Annotated in this window: 12 protein-coding genes; 7 read left to right on the top strand and 5 right to left on the bottom strand. The window is 45.5% G+C overall.

Annotated elements, in window-relative coordinates; genetic code table 11:
* Positions 1-22 precede the first annotated feature (22 nt).
* Positions 23-1,903 carry a molecular chaperone HtpG gene (gene htpG, locus BLL41_RS18205; RefSeq protein ID WP_071578925.1) on the top strand — a complete coding sequence of 627 codons (1,881 nt, stop codon included), beginning with the start codon at positions 23-25 and terminating at the stop codon, positions 1,901-1,903.
* 41 nt (positions 1,904-1,944) lie between these two features.
* Here the strand turns inward: htpG and BLL41_RS18200 are convergent, their stop codons facing one another.
* The 5 genes from BLL41_RS18200 to iolR all read right to left on the bottom strand — a co-directional run bounded on the left by BLL41_RS18200 (position 1,945) and on the right by iolR (position 6,535).
* Complete coding sequence (locus BLL41_RS18200) at positions 1,945-3,330, bottom strand: sugar porter family MFS transporter (protein WP_071578924.1); 1,386 nt, start codon at positions 3,328-3,330, stop codon at positions 1,945-1,947.
* 241 nt (positions 3,331-3,571) lie between these two features.
* Positions 3,572-3,880: a DUF2653 family protein gene (locus BLL41_RS18195; protein WP_071578923.1), complete on the bottom strand. Its 309-nt coding sequence runs from the start codon at positions 3,878-3,880 to the stop codon at positions 3,572-3,574.
* 3 nt (positions 3,881-3,883) lie between these two features.
* On the bottom strand, positions 3,884-4,534 hold the full coding sequence (locus BLL41_RS18190) for a hypothetical protein (RefSeq protein ID WP_071578922.1): 651 nt from the start codon (positions 4,532-4,534) through the stop codon (positions 3,884-3,886).
* Positions 4,535-4,793: 259 nt separating this feature from the next.
* On the bottom strand, positions 4,794-5,726 hold the full coding sequence (locus BLL41_RS18185; protein ID WP_071578921.1) for an aldo/keto reductase: 933 nt from the start codon (positions 5,724-5,726) through the stop codon (positions 4,794-4,796).
* 53 nt (positions 5,727-5,779) lie between these two features.
* Positions 5,780-6,535 carry a myo-inositol utilization transcriptional regulator IolR gene (gene iolR / locus BLL41_RS18180; protein WP_003227050.1) on the bottom strand — a complete coding sequence of 252 codons (756 nt, stop codon included), beginning with the start codon at positions 6,533-6,535 and terminating at the stop codon, positions 5,780-5,782.
* Positions 6,536-6,951: 416 nt separating this feature from the next.
* On the opposite strand from iolR, the gene iolA reads away from it, so the two are divergent.
* The 6 genes from iolA to iolF all read left to right on the top strand — a co-directional run bounded on the left by iolA (position 6,952) and on the right by iolF (position 14,497).
* Positions 6,952-8,415: a methylmalonate-semialdehyde dehydrogenase gene (iolA, locus tag BLL41_RS18175; protein ID WP_071578920.1), complete on the top strand. Its 1,464-nt coding sequence runs from the start codon at positions 6,952-6,954 to the stop codon at positions 8,413-8,415.
* Positions 8,416-8,489: 74 nt separating this feature from the next.
* A complete protein-coding gene (gene iolB, locus BLL41_RS18170; RefSeq protein ID WP_071578919.1) occupies positions 8,490-9,305 on the top strand; it encodes a 5-deoxy-glucuronate isomerase in 816 nt (271 codons plus the stop codon).
* A 23-nt stretch (positions 9,306-9,328) separates the two neighbouring features.
* The gene (gene iolC / locus BLL41_RS18165; protein ID WP_071578918.1) at positions 9,329-10,306 is read left to right on the top strand and encodes a 5-dehydro-2-deoxygluconokinase; all 978 of its coding nucleotides are present in this window, start codon (positions 9,329-9,331) and stop codon (positions 10,304-10,306) included.
* Positions 10,307-10,342: 36 nt separating this feature from the next.
* Positions 10,343-12,256 carry a 3D-(3,5/4)-trihydroxycyclohexane-1,2-dione acylhydrolase (decyclizing) gene (gene iolD / locus BLL41_RS18160; protein ID WP_071578917.1) on the top strand — a complete coding sequence of 638 codons (1,914 nt, stop codon included), beginning with the start codon at positions 10,343-10,345 and terminating at the stop codon, positions 12,254-12,256.
* Positions 12,257-12,272: 16 nt separating this feature from the next.
* Positions 12,273-13,166 (top strand): myo-inosose-2 dehydratase, encoded by an 894-nt coding sequence (gene iolE / locus BLL41_RS18155; RefSeq protein WP_041338079.1) that lies wholly within the window; start codon positions 12,273-12,275, stop codon positions 13,164-13,166.
* A gap of 14 nt (positions 13,167-13,180) precedes the next feature.
* A complete protein-coding gene (gene iolF, locus BLL41_RS18150; RefSeq protein WP_071578916.1) occupies positions 13,181-14,497 on the top strand; it encodes a myo-inositol transporter IolF in 1,317 nt (438 codons plus the stop codon).
* The last annotated feature ends 6 nt before the right edge of the window (positions 14,498-14,503 follow it).

The following is a 14,503-nucleotide window of genomic DNA, read 5'->3' as shown; positions in this document are numbered from 1 at the left end:
AACGTTAAAGGAGCGATCAAGAGTGGCGAAAAAAGAGTTTAAAGCAGAATCTAAACGCTTGCTGGATATGATGATTAACTCCATTTATACCCAAAAAGAAATTTTCCTGCGCGAGTTAATCTCCAATTCGAGTGATGCAATTGACAAAATCTATTACAAAGCGCTGACGGACGATGCGCTTACGTTTGATAAAGACAGTTACTACATAAAGGTCGCGGCTGACAAAGATGCGAGAACATTAACTATCTCTGATACGGGGATCGGGATGACAAAGGATGAGCTGGAACAGCACCTCGGCACGATTGCAAAAAGCGGTTCCCTCGCGTTTAAAAAGGAAAACGAGCTGAAAGACGGGCATGACATTATCGGGCAGTTCGGTGTCGGTTTTTACGCGGCATTTATGGTTGCCGATGTCGTGACAGTTATCAGTAAAGCGCTTGGCAGCGATGAGGCTTATAAATGGGAGTCTGCGGGTGCAGACGGCTATACGATTGAGCCGTGTGAAAAGGATTCCGTCGGTACAGACATTATCCTGAAAATCAAAGAGAACACAGAAGATGACAGCTATGACGAATTTTTAGAGGAATATCGTTTAAAAGCGATCATCAAGAAGTACTCCGACTTCATTCGCTACCCAATCAAAATGGACACAACCATTAATAAGCCGAAGGAAGGCAGCGAAAATGAGTTTGAAGAGGTGCAGGAAGAGCAGACGGTCAACAGCATGGTGCCGATCTGGAGAAAAAACAAAAGCGAGCTGAAAGATGAGGACTACGAAAAATTCTATGCTGAAAAGCATTACGGGTTTGATAAACCGCTGACACACGTTCATATCAGTGTGGATGGAGCGGTACGCTACAACGCAATTCTATTCGTCCCTGAAAACATGCCGTTTGATTACTATTCCAAGGAATATGAAAAAGGCTTGGAGCTGTATTCCAATGGCGTGCTGATCATGAATAAGTGCGCAGATCTGCTACCGGACCACTTCAGCTTTGTGAAGGGGATGGTCGATTCCGAGGATCTGTCGCTTAACATTTCCAGAGAAATGCTGCAGCATGACCGCCAGCTGAAGCTGATCGCGAAAAACATCAGCAAGAAAATCAAAAGCGAGCTGCAAAGCCTGTTGAAAAAAGACCGCGAGAAATACGAGACGTTCTACAAGTCGTTCGGCAGACAGCTGAAATTCGGCGTGTATAATGATTTTGGCGCGAATAAGGATCAATTGAAGGATCTCCTATTATTCTACTCTTCAAAAGAGAAAAAACTGGTCAGCTTAGACGAGTATGTTTCCAGAATGCCAGAGGAGCAAAAATACATTTATTACGCGACCGGTGATTCTTACGACCGCATTGAGAAACTGCCGCAAACGGAAATGGTGGCGGACAAAGGCTATGAAATCCTCTACTTTACTGAGGACATCGATGAGTTTGCAATTAAAATGCTGGCTTCTTATCAGGAAAAAGAATTCAAGTCCGTATCAAGCGGAGACCTTGGCATAGACACGGATGAGGATCAAAAGCAGTCCGAGGAAGAGGAAAGCAAGTATAAGGATCTATTTGAGGAAATGAAAAACATTCTGTCAGACAAGGTGAAAAACGTCAGAATCTCAAAACGGCTTAAATCACATCCAGTCTGCCTTGCAGCTGACGGCGAAGTGACAATTGAGATGGAAAAAATCTTAAACGCGATGCCTGACAGCCAAAATGTAAAGGCGGATAAAGTGCTGGAAATTAACCCGAACCACGAGGTATTCCAAACGCTCCAGGACGCGTTTGCACAGGATAAAGAAAAGCTGAGCCTGTATACAAACCTTCTATACAATCAGGCGCTTCTCATTGAAGGCCTGCCGATTCAGGACCCAGTTGAATTTACGAACAATATTTGCAAGGTCATGGTGTAAACAGAAAAAGGAATCGTCCCATAAGGAGACGATTCCTTTTTTTATAATGTTCGCTCATTCAGCACTTGGTTTTGGGTGCTTTTCTTCTTTTTAAACCGGTTTTTCAGGCTAGCTTCAATTTCCTCCAAGCTTCGCCCTTTGGTTTCCGGCACCATGTAGAAAGCGAAGAAAAATGAGAGAAGACAAATGACTGAGAAAACCATAAAGACCCATGCAATGCCCATTGCGCTTAGCATCAGCGGGAAGACGAGCGACACGATCAGGTTGGCTGCCGATAACACCAAAGTCGTGAACCCTGTCGCGGCTCCGCGCGCTTTGGACGGGAAGAGCTCAGGCATGAGCACCCACACTACCGGACCCCATGTCGCCTGGTAAAAGACGATATAGACGCCGAGAAAGACTACTGTCATCCACGCTGTTGAAGCAGAAAGCCCCAGTGTCAGGAGCACGCCTGATAAAGCAGCAAGGCTCAGTGTGATGCCGACACTTCCCCAGATCAGAAGCTTTTTGCGTCCGACACGGTCAATTAAAATCATGGCAGTGATACACATGATGACGTTGAGGACGCCGATTCCCATTGTGCCGAGTGCGGAAGCTGACGTGCCAAGACCGGCCTTCGTAAAAATGGTCGGCGCGTAGTAGATGACCGTGTTAATGCCGACAGCCTGCTGGAAAATAGCTAGGCCGACGCCAATCAGAAGCATAGGGCGAATCCATTTGGCTTTTAGGACACTGAGTGTCGTTTCTTTTTTCTCTGCTTCTCCTTGCTTCATCTCTGCCAATTCCATTTCGATGTCTTTGGGATCATGAGTGATGTTCATGATTCGTCTCGCTTCTTCTTCACGGCCGCGCTTCACGAGCCATCTTGGCGATTCCGGCATGAACGCGATGCCGATTAACAAAAGCACGGCAGGCACTGCGGCAAGACCGACCATCCAGCGCCACGCTTCAAACGGTGTGAACAGGTAGTTCACGATATAAGCGAGCAAAATTCCTGTGACAATCATTAAGTTGTTCATTGTGCCGAGTGTACCGCGAATTTTTGTCGGTGCCATTTCGGAAAGATATACGGGCACAAGCGCCGTTGAACCGCCGACGGCCAACCCGAGTATCACCCTAGATGCAATCAGCATGCCGATTGTTTGAGAAAACGCGCAAGCGAGCGCACCGATAATGAAAATGATGGAAAGGACAAATACAACCTTTCTCCTGCCCCAGCGGTCTGAGCATGTGCCGCTCAAGGCCGAACCGAAAATCGCGCCAAGGAGCAGCATGCTGACAACCAATCCTTCTGTCAATGTCGTTAAAGGAATATCGTTATTGATAAACAGGAGTGCTCCGGAGATGACACCTGTATCGTAACCGTAAAGCAGTCCCCCTAAAGCGCCGAAAAAGTAGATCATATATTTCCTTGTGTCTTTCTTCACAAATGTCTCCTCCTCAGTTGTTGAGCCAATGAGTATCTAAAATGTGTAACAAAGTTAATAGATTAGTACCCATTTCCTATCTCATTTGAAACATTTGTTTTGAAAAAAAAGAAACAGTAAAGCCAAAAGAGATGATCACAGATCCGCTGGATTTAGGAAAAACGAAATAACTTCGAGATATGCTCAGAGAAACCATTAAAAAACCTTACTCACCCGGAGTAAGGTTTTGATTACGACACGTTTATTCTTCTCCCTCGTTAACGAAAACCAAGGCGGAGAAGCCTTTTTTCTTATCAAATTGCAATTCAACGACGGTTACGTCTGGATTGAAGTTGTGGTATTCCTCTAAGAACTGAATAATGCCTTCTGAAATGTCATCTGACATAAGCTGCTTGTGGTGCAGGCCAAATTTGGCTTCAGCGAAGAACCCTGTACGCTTATTGTAAGATAGCTCCCTTACTTCAACGTCTTCAGGGTAGATATCTTCTTCATTGGAAATATACACGCAAATTCCGTCTACAATTTCTTGCTCATTTAATATTAATCGCATTGCCTAAAATCTCCTTCTGTACGTCTTTGGTGCTTTAAATGCGCGAATCAATGCGATGACAATGATTAAAATAATGATCAAAGCGATGATATCAACGATCCAGGCAATGGGTGAAGCGCCATAAGAAACATAGCCTGGGCCTCCGACTGGATGATAGGTGTAACCCCATGGGTGCATCATGCTGATCATGAACATACCCATTGTAAATCCGCTATAATATCCAAACCATCCTGATGGCGCGAAACCTGCGTGATAGTAATGATTGACTGAAACATAACGTCCGCCAACATAAGCTTTAGACGTTTTTCCGCTGTATGTCTTTCCGCTTACTTTTGATGTAGCGCCGGAAAAGGTGCCTGACGATTTTTTAGAGCTTGATGAGCTTGCCTTTTCCGAAGGCTTCTTTTTAAGCGATATCGATGATGATGAATTGTCAGATGTCTTGGATTTTTTGCTAGAAGAGCTTGATCCTGAGCTGTAGCTTGATTTCGGGCTGGATTTATAGCTTCCGCTGTATGATGAGCTTGAGCTTCGGCTGCTGTAACTAGATGATGAGCGGCCGCTAAAGCTTTTTGCATGAGAAATCGTTGATGGCAGCAGTACACCTAAAGCAACGGTTACTGCAACTAAGGCTTTTACATATTTAAGTTTCATTCTGTTTCCTCCATAGACCGCCGAAACGGTCCGCTATTCTGAGCTGCGAATCAAAGAAGCTGGATCAGCTTTTTTGCTTGTTATGAGTCTATATTTCTAGGTGAGATTAACATTGCATGCTTTTACTTTTTCATCACTTTCTTTCTGAGATAAACTACCTTTATTTTATCGGATGTATGGCTCTTTTTGTAAGATTTTGCTTCTAGGAATTTATCGCACAAGAAAACAGCCTTCCCCAATGGAGAAGGCTGTTTTCTTCTTATGCGAACAGCTTATCAATAAACGAAATATCTTCTTGAGAAAGCGTCACGTCGGCTGTTTTGATGTTATCAATCAGCTGATCGGCACGTTTTGCTCCAGGGATTAAAATATCAATTTCCGGTCTTGCTAAATACCAAGCCAATACGACGTGAGGGATATCCACGTTGTGTTTCTCAGCAATCGGCGCAAGCTTGTTGACCTTTCTGATATTTTCTTTGAAACGCTCGCCCTTGAAGTGTTCCTGTTCGTTGCGCAGGTCGCCTTCAGGGAACGTTGTATCTTCTGTATACTTTCCTGCCAATAAACCAGATACGAGCGGGAAGTAAGGGATAAATGAAATGTTATGCTCCTTCGTATACGGGAAGAATGTGTTTTCCGCTTCACGGTTTAACAGGTTGTATTCACCTTGCAATACATCTACCAAACCGTCTCTGTTTGCTTCTTTCAATTGCTCTAAAGAGAAATTGGATACACCGATGGAGCGGATTTTTCCGGCTTTCTTCATCTCATTCAGCGCGTTAACGGCTTCATCCTTCGGAGTATGTTCGTCAGGGAAGTGAATGTAGAACAAATCGATATAATCGGTATTCAAGCGCTTCAGGCTTTCATCAACTGATTTTTTAAGAAATTCTGGTGAATTATCAAAGACAAAGTCATTGCCTTGTTTTCTGTGAGCGGCTTTTGTGGCGATGACAACATCTTCACGGTTGAATTCACGCAGCACTTCACCAATTAATTCTTCGGAACGGCCGATCCCGTAAATATAAGCGGTGTCTAACATTGTCACGCCATTACGAATCGCCTCGCGCACCAATTCTTTTCCGGTTTCTTCATTCAGGTTCGGGTAGAGGTTATGTCCTCCGACAGCATTTGTTCCTAATCCGATAGGGAATACCTGCAAGTCTGATTTTCCGAGCTTCGCTTTTTTCATGATCTGCCTCCTAGAATAAAATGGATGATAAACTCTCAACACTATTGTAAACGTTAGGCCAGATGAATGCCGATTTGATGCTCATTGCAGTACTGCGTGTACTCGTCGTCTAATGGCTGAGAGGTCACAATGCAATGCAGCCTGTCAAACGGCGCATATGTCAGAAGCGTTGATTTTCCAAATTTAGAATGGTCAGCTAATAGATACACTTCTTTTGCTTTTTCTGAAATCCTCTTTTTAATTTCATACTCCAGCAGATCCGAATTGGTCAATCCGTGTGTCAGCGTCGTTCCGGTAGCGGACATAAAGGCTTTGTTGATATTGTACTTATCAAGCATAGCCGGGTCGTCCATGCCGACAAAGGAGCGGGTTTTTCTCTTATAGTTGTTTCCGATAATGATTAAGTTGATATTCTTCAAAGCTGATGCCGCATTGATAATATCTAAACTGTTGGTTAAGATGGTGACATTTTTGGCAGGATCAAGCGTATCAAGAATAGACTTTGTCGTCGTTCCTGAATCAATAAAGACCAAATCATGATCTTCAATAAAACGGGAAGCATAATGAGCGATTTTTGTTTTTTCATCCTGGTGCTGAATGGTGCGATTTTCAAAAGGAACTAATGCGGTTTTTTCAATAGATGTTACGCCGCCGTATACTTTTTCAATCGCACCCTTTTCTGTTAGCTTGTTGATATCACGTCTGACTGTGTTTTTGGAGACATTGAACACCTGGCACAGCTCATCTAAGGAAACAGTGCCATGCGATAAAATGTACTCCTCCATTTCCTGAATCCGCATCAGTTTCATATAAAAAACTCCTTCTTGAATCTTTACGTAACATAAATATATAATAAAAACCAAAAGTTAATCAATAGTTGCTTAAAAAATGATAACATCGTTATATAACTTTCGCAAGATTCGACGGCCTTCTCTTACCTCTCTTAATTGATTGAAAGATTAATATAATAAAAATAATGAAAAAATTTAGTGTTTATGATTGACTTATGGGTATTATGCGATTAGAATATAACCAAGAAATGACCAAAAAGTAACCTGATGTGCATGAAATGGTTGCTTGTATGTAAATATGCATCCGCCATTTATTTTTTTGTTTTTTTTGAAAGCGTTTAATTCTTGGCTTGCTGAAAAGTGGATATTGATATGAATCTATCCTGAACCATCCATACAAGTGTATGTGTTTACTAATGAAGGAGGCAATAAGAATGGCAGAAATCAGAAAATTAAAAAACTACATCAACGGTGAATGGGTTGAAAGCAAAACAGATCAATATGAAGATGTCGTCAACCCGGCGACGAAAGAAGTACTGTGCCAAGTGCCGATTTCTACAAAAGAGGATATTGATTACGCAGCGCAAACGGCGGCTGAAGCATTTAAAACATGGTCAAAGGTGGCGGTTCCGCGCCGTGCCAGAATTCTATTTAACTTCCAGCAGCTGCTGTCCCAGCATAAAGAAGAACTTGCTCATCTGATTACCATTGAAAACGGAAAAAACACGAAAGAAGCTTTAGGTGAAGTGGGACGCGGGATTGAAAACGTAGAGTTCGCCGCTGGAGCACCTTCCCTGATGATGGGTGACTCGCTTGCTTCCATCGCAACGGACGTTGAAGCGGCGAACTACCGTTACCCAATCGGAGTTGTCGGCGGAATCGCGCCATTCAACTTCCCGATGATGGTTCCTTGCTGGATGTTCCCGATGGCGATCGCGCTCGGCAACACATTTATTTTAAAGCCATCTGAGCGGACTCCGCTGTTAACAGAGAAATTGGTTGAGCTTTTTGAAAAAGCGGGCCTTCCGAAAGGGGTATTCAACGTCGTATACGGTGCGCATGACGTTGTGAACGGCATCCTCGAGCATCCTGAAATTAAAGCGATTTCATTCGTAGGCTCCAAGCCGGTCGGCGAATACGTCTACAAAAAAGGAAGCGAACACTTAAAACGCGTTCAATCTCTGACCGGCGCGAAAAACCATACGATTGTCTTGAACGATGCGCATCTTGAAGACACGGTCACAAACATTGTCGGAGCTGCTTTCGGTTCTGCCGGTGAACGCTGCATGGCTTGTGCGGTTGTGACGGTTGAAGAAGGAATCGCCGATGAATTTATGGCGAATCTGCAGGAAAAAGTGGCGGACATTAAAATCGGTAACGGCCTTGATGACGGCGTGTTCTTAGGACCGGTGATTCGTGAAGACAACAAGAAGCGCACGCTCAGCTATATCGAAAAAGGCCTTGAAGAAGGTGCCAGACTCGTATGTGACGGACGTGAAAATGCGTCAGACGACGGCTACTTTGTCGGCCCGACGATCTTTGACAATGTCACAACAGAGATGACGATCTGGAAAGATGAAATTTTCGCTCCGGTCTTATCTGTCATCCGTGTGAAAAACCTGAAAGAAGCGATTGAAATCGCCAATAAGTCTGAGTTTGCGAACGGCGCCTGCTTGTTCACATCCAACTCAAACGCAATCCGCTACTTCCGTGAAAACATTGATGCGGGAATGCTAGGCATCAACCTTGGTGTCCCGGCTCCAATGGCGTTCTTCCCATTCTCAGGCTGGAAATCTTCATTCTTTGGAACGCTGCATGCGAACGGAAAAGACAGCGTCGACTTTTATACACGTAAAAAAGTAGTTACGGCAAGATATCCGGCACCTGATTTCAACTAAACGACGAAAAGCCGAACGGCGTCCATGTGCGCTGTTCGGACTCATTCTGCCAATAGAAAGAGGAGGGCTTCACTATGAGTTATTTGTTGCGTAAGCCGCAGTCGCATGAAGTGTCTAATGGGGTCAAACTCGTGCACGAAGTAACGAAATCCAACTCTGATCTCACTTATGTAGAGTTTAAAGTGTTAGATCTTGCTACAGGTTCAAGCTATACAGAAGAATTGAAAAAACAAGAAATCTGTATTGTGGCGGTAACGGGAAAAATTACAGTGACAGATCATGAGTCGACTTTTGAGAATATCGGCACGCGTGAAAGCGTATTTGAACGAAAACCGACAGACAGCGTTTATATATCAAATGACCGAGCATTTGAGATCACAGCGGTCAGCGACGCAAGAGTGGCGCTTTGCTATTCTCCATCGGAAAAGCAGCTTCCGACAAAGCTGATCAAAGCGGAAGACAACGGAATTGAGCATCGGGGGCAATTTTCAAACAAGCGTACTGTTCATAACATTCTTCCGGATTCAGACCCTTCAGCTAACAGCCTATTAGTAGTTGAAGTCTATACAGACAGCGGTAACTGGTCCAGCTACCCGCCTCATAAACATGATCAAGACAACTTGCCGGAAGAATCTTTCTTAGAAGAAACGTACTACCATGAGTTAGACCCGGGACAGGGCTTTGTGTTTCAGCGCGTATACACAGATGACCGTTCTATTGACGAGACAATGACTGTGGAAAATGAAAACGTTGTCATCGTTCCTGCGGGATACCACCCGGTAGGCGTTCCGGACGGATACACATCCTACTATTTAAATGTCATGGCAGGGCCGACGCGAAAATGGAAGTTTCATAATGATCCGGCGCATGAGTGGATTTTAGAACGTTAACAAGTGAGGAGTGGCTGTTTACGATGAAGTATACATTCAATGAAGAGAAGGCTTTTGATATTGTTGCCATCGGCCGGGCATGTATTGATCTGAACGCAGTCGAATACAACCGCCCAATGGAAGAAACGATGACATTTTCGAAATATGTCGGCGGTTCACCTGCGAATATCGCGATCGGCAGCGCGAAGCTTGGCTTAAAAGCGGGCTTCATCGGCAAAATTCCAGATGACCAGCATGGAAGATTCATAGAGTCCTATATGAGAAAGACCGGCGTTGATACAACACAGATGGTTGTTGATCAAGATGGACACAAAGCAGGCCTTGCATTTACAGAAATCCTCAGCCCTGAAGAATGCAGTATCTTAATGTATCGCGATGATGTGGCGGATCTTTATCTTGAGCCTTCAGAGGTAAGCGAGGACTATATCGCAAATGCGAAAATGCTGCTTGTTTCCGGGACAGCGCTCGCAAAAAGCCCGTCACGGGAAGCGGTATTAAAAGCTGTTCAATACGCGAAGAAGCATCAGGTTAAAGTGGTGTTCGAACTGGATTACCGCCCGTATACGTGGCAGTCATCAGATGAAACAGCCGTTTATTATTCTTTGGTTGCCGAGCAGTCTGATATCGTCATCGGCACACGCGATGAATTTGATGTGATGGAAAACCGCACAGGCGGAAGCAATGAAGAATCCGTCAATCATTTATTTGACCATTCAGCCGACCTCGTTGTCATCAAACACGGCGTCGAAGGCTCTTATGCATACAGCAAATCCGGCGAGGTATTCCGCGCCCAAGCGTACAAGACAAAAGTGCTGAAAACCTTTGGAGCCGGTGACTCCTATGCGTCAGCCTTTATCTATGGTCTTGTCACCGGAAAAGACATTGAAACGGCATTGAAATACGGCAGTGCTTCAGCTTCCATTGTGGTGAGCAAGCACAGTTCGTCAGAAGCGATGCCGACTGCGGATGAAATCGTACAGCTTATTGAAGCACAGTCATAATTGATTGAAAAAGATCGAGTAAAGGTGGGATCGTTTGTGGGAAAGAAAATTCGCTTAACAACAGCACAGGCGCTGATTAAATTCTTAAACCAGCAGTACATCCATGTTGATGGAAAGGAAGAGCCTTTTGTCGAAGGGATTTTCACAATTTTCGGTCATGGAAATGTATTAGGGATCGGGCAAGCGCTTGAGCAGGATGCAGGCCATTTGAAAGTCTATCAAGGGAAAAATGAACAAGGAATGGCGCATGCGGCCATGGCGTACAGCAAGCAAATGCTGAGAAGAAAAATATATGCGGTGTCTACATCCGTCGGACCTGGAGCGGCTAACTTGGTGGCGGCAGCCGGCACTGCATTGGCAAACAATATCCCAGTTCTCTTGATTCCGGCAGACACATTTGCGACAAGGCAGCCAGACCCTGTACTGCAGCAAATGGAGCAAGAATACAGTGCGGCGATTACGACAAACGATGCATTGAAGCCTGTATCGAGATACTGGGACCGCATTACGCGCCCTGAGCAGCTGATGAGCAGTTTGCTGCGCGCGTTTGAAGTCATGACTGATCCGGCAAAAGCAGGTCCGGCAACGATTTGTATTTCTCAGGATGTTGAAGGGGAAGCATACGATTTTGATGAAAGTTTCTTCGTCAAACGGGTTCACTATATTGATCGCATGCAGCCGAGCGAGCGCGAGCTTCAAGGAGCGGCGGAGCTGATTAAATCCAGCAAAAAACCTGTGATCCTCGTCGGCGGAGGCGCAAAATATTCCGGTGCGCGCGATGAATTGGTTGCCATTTCTGAAGCCTATAACATTCCGTTAGTTGAAACACAGGCAGGAAAGTCTACAGTTGAGGCTGATTTTGCGAACAACCTTGGCGGAATGGGCATCACAGGTACACTTGCGGCAAATAAAGCGGCCCGCCAAGCTGATTTGATTATCGGCATCGGCACAAGGTATACAGATTTTGCGACATCCTCTAAGACCGCTTTTGATTTTGATAAAGCGAAGTTTTTGAACATTAATGTCAGCAGAATGCAGGCGTATAAACTTGATGCATTCCAAGTGGTAGCGGATGCGAAAGTGACGCTTGGCAAACTGCACGGCTTGCTTGAAGGCTATGAGAGCGAGTTCGGCACAATGATCCGGGAGCTGAAGGACGAATGGCTCGCTGAACGCGAACGTCTCAGCAAAGTGACATTTAAGCGGGAAGCATTTGATCCAGAAATCAAACATCATTTCTCTCAAGAAGTTCTGAACGAATATGCTGACGCGTTGAATACTGAGCTTCCGCAAACAACGGCATTGCTGACAATCAACGAGACGATTCCTGAAGACAGCGTCATCATCTGTTCAGCAGGCTCACTCCCAGGAGATTTGCAGCGTCTGTGGCATTCTAATGTTCCGAATACGTATCACCTGGAGTATGGATATTCTTGCATGGGCTATGAAGTGTCAGGGACACTCGGTCTTAAACTGGCCCATCCTGACAGAGAAGTGTATTCAATCGTCGGGGACGGCAGCTTCCTGATGCTTCACTCTGAGCTGATTACGGCGATTCAGTACAACAAGAAAATCAATGTGCTGCTCTTTGACAACTCGGGATTCGGATGCATCAACAACCTGCAAATGGATCACGGCAGCGGCAGCTACTATTGCGAGTTCCGCACAGATGACAACCAAATCCTGAATGTCGATTATGCGAAAGTCGCTGAGGGATACGGCGCGAAAACCTACCGCGCAAACACAGTAGAAGAATTAAAAGCGGCGTTAGAGGATGCGAAGAAACAGGATGTATCAACATTAATTGAAATGAAGGTTCTGCCAAAAACAATGACGGACGGCTATGACAGCTGGTGGCATGTCGGGGTGGCAGAGGTATCTGAACAAGAAAGCGTACAGAAAGCATACGAAGCAAAAGAGAAAAAGCTGGAATCTGCGAAGCAGTATTAGAGGGGAGGCACCATAGATGGGCAAAAATGAAATCCTGTGGGGGATCGCTCCCATTGGGTGGCGGAATGATGACATGCCTGAAATTGGAGCGGGAAATACACTTCAGCATTTGTTAAGTGATATCGTTGTCGCGCGTTTTCAAGGCACGGAGGTCGGGGGCTTTTTCCCCGAACCTGCCATCCTGAACAAAGAGCTGAAGCTTCGGAACTTACGCATTGCAGGCAAATGGTTCAGCAGTTTTATTTTGCGTGACGGACTTGGTGAAGCGGCAAAGGCATTTACCCTGCATTGTGAGTATTTGCAGCAAGTAAACGCGGATGTCGCAGTTGTCTCTGAACAAACCTACAGCGTGCAAAGCTTGGAGAAAAACGTGTTCACAGAGAAGCCGCACTTCACGGATGATGAATGGGAACGGCTTTGCGAAGGGCTGAATCACCTTGGCGAAATTGCCGCTCAGCATGGCTTGAAGCTTGTCTATCATCATCATCTCGGCACTGGTGTCCAAACAGCGGAAGAAGTGGACCGCCTGATGGCAGGAACTGACCCTGCGCATGTACACCTCCTCTATGATACAGGCCATGCGTATATTTCTGACGGCGATTACATGGGGATGCTTGAGAAGCATATCGGCCGCATCAAGCATGTGCACTTTAAGGATGCCCGCCTGAATGTCATGGAACAATGCAGGCTCGAAGGACAATCGTTCCGGCAATCATTTTTAAAAGGCATGTTTACGGTTCCCGGTGACGGCTGCATTGACTTTAGAGAAGTATATCAGCTGCTGTTGAAGCACAGTTATTCCGGATGGATTGTCATTGAAGCTGAACAGGATCCCGATGTTGCCAACCCGCTTGAATATGCATTGATCGCGAGAAACTATATTGATCAGCAGTTGTTGGATTTGGCTTAATGGGGACTGAACATATGGGCAATACCAATGGAGATTCAGCCTTCAATAAACGGACAATCGCGGCAGCATTGGCCAACTATATTGATGCCGGTTCAATTGTGGCAGGCTCCGCCGGTTTATCGTTATGGGTCAGTTACCTTAAGCTGTCCGATACACAGATCGGGCTGCTCGGCGCGCTGAGCGCAAACGCGATTTCTGCTGCTGTCGGCGCGCTGCTCGGCGGGTTTCTGGCTGATAAAGTCGGACGGAAGGCTGTTTATACCAATAGTATGCTGGTTTATGCACTAGGGATTTGTTTGGTTTTATTTGGGGTTAATTTCCCCATGTTGTTAAGCGGTTACATGATTATCGGTTTATCGGTTGGAGCTGATATTACCGCATCATGGACCATTATTGCTGAAAATGCGCCAAAGAAGAATCGGGCCCGTCATTGTGGCGTGGCACAAGTCGCTTGGGCCGCGGGGGCAGTCGTTGTGCTGCTTCTCTCTGTACTGGTTGGTGATTTGGGCCTCTTGGGGAATAAAATCGTATTTGCCCATCTGCTTGTGATTGCGCTGATTACGTACATCCTGAGAATCAGGCTTCCGGAGTCAGATGCCTGGCAGTCAAAAAATCAGCCGGAGGATGGTCAAACAGAGAAGGCGGCTGTATTGAATAAGACATCGTATTTTGATTTGCTCAAGCCTATGTATCTCAAAAGCATCCTGTTTTTGATGGGTGTGTACTTGATTTGGAACTTAGCCGCCGGGGTCATGGGCTTCTTTATGCCATACATTTATCAGCAGGTCGGCGGTGTATCTGCCAGCACGGCAAACCTATTGCAAATGGGGCTGTTTATTTTCACAGGATTGGGGGTCGCCTTGATCTTCATGCCCTTTGCTGACAAACATAGAAAAACCGTATTTGGAATCGCCGCTTTTATGGCGGTGATCGGCTGGACACTGTTTCTGCTGCCGGTTGAAGGCCTGCCGATTCTGCTCTTGTTTATTGTCGTGATCGGCATTAATAACGGGGCCGGGCAGCAAGCGAACTATCAGTTATGGGCCAGCGAAATCTTTCCTACGCAATATCGTGCTTCCGCACAGGGACTGATGTTTTTCCTTGTCCGTATTTCAATAGGGATTTGGAGTCTGTTTGTCCCAATGATTATCACCAATTTTGGCATTGGAACGATGGCTGCAATTCTACTCGGATGTGTGACGGCCAGTATGATCATCGGGCTGCTCTTTGCGCCGAATACGTCTGGCAAGTCGCTTGAACAAATTCAAGAGGAACTCTACGGATCTCCTCGGAGCCAAGTAAAGCAAGAAACAGAAAGCAAAATCATGTAACCAATA

Origin of the sequence: Bacillus sp. FMQ74 (assembly GCF_001875785.1) — a bacterium.
GTDB classification, from domain to species: domain Bacteria; phylum Bacillota; class Bacilli; order Bacillales; family Bacillaceae; genus Bacillus; species Bacillus stercoris.
Note: the sequence above shows the minus strand (reverse complement) of the source record. Positions and strands in the feature narration are given on the sequence as shown.

Coding starts and splice junctions, on each gene's coding strand:
- BLL41_RS18195 (WP_071578923.1), bottom strand. CDS start 3,880: ATGCGATTAATATTAAATGAGCAAGAAATTGTAGACGGAATTTGCGTG.
- BLL41_RS18190 (WP_071578922.1), bottom strand. CDS start 4,534: ATGAAACTTAAATATGTAAAAGCCTTAGTTGCAGTAACCGTTGCTTTA.
- BLL41_RS18185 (WP_071578921.1), bottom strand. CDS start 5,726: ATGAAAAAAGCGAAGCTCGGAAAATCAGACTTGCAGGTATTCCCTATC.
- iolR (WP_003227050.1), bottom strand. CDS start 6,535: ATGAAACTGATGCGGATTCAGGAAATGGAGGAGTACATTTTATCGCAT.
- iolA (WP_071578920.1), top strand. CDS start 6,952: ATGGCAGAAATCAGAAAATTAAAAAACTACATCAACGGTGAATGGGTT.
- iolB (WP_071578919.1), top strand. CDS start 8,490: ATGAGTTATTTGTTGCGTAAGCCGCAGTCGCATGAAGTGTCTAATGGG.
- iolC (WP_071578918.1), top strand. CDS start 9,329: ATGAAGTATACATTCAATGAAGAGAAGGCTTTTGATATTGTTGCCATC.
- iolE (WP_041338079.1), top strand. CDS start 12,273: ATGGGCAAAAATGAAATCCTGTGGGGGATCGCTCCCATTGGGTGGCGG.
- iolF (WP_071578916.1), top strand. CDS start 13,181: ATGGGCAATACCAATGGAGATTCAGCCTTCAATAAACGGACAATCGCG.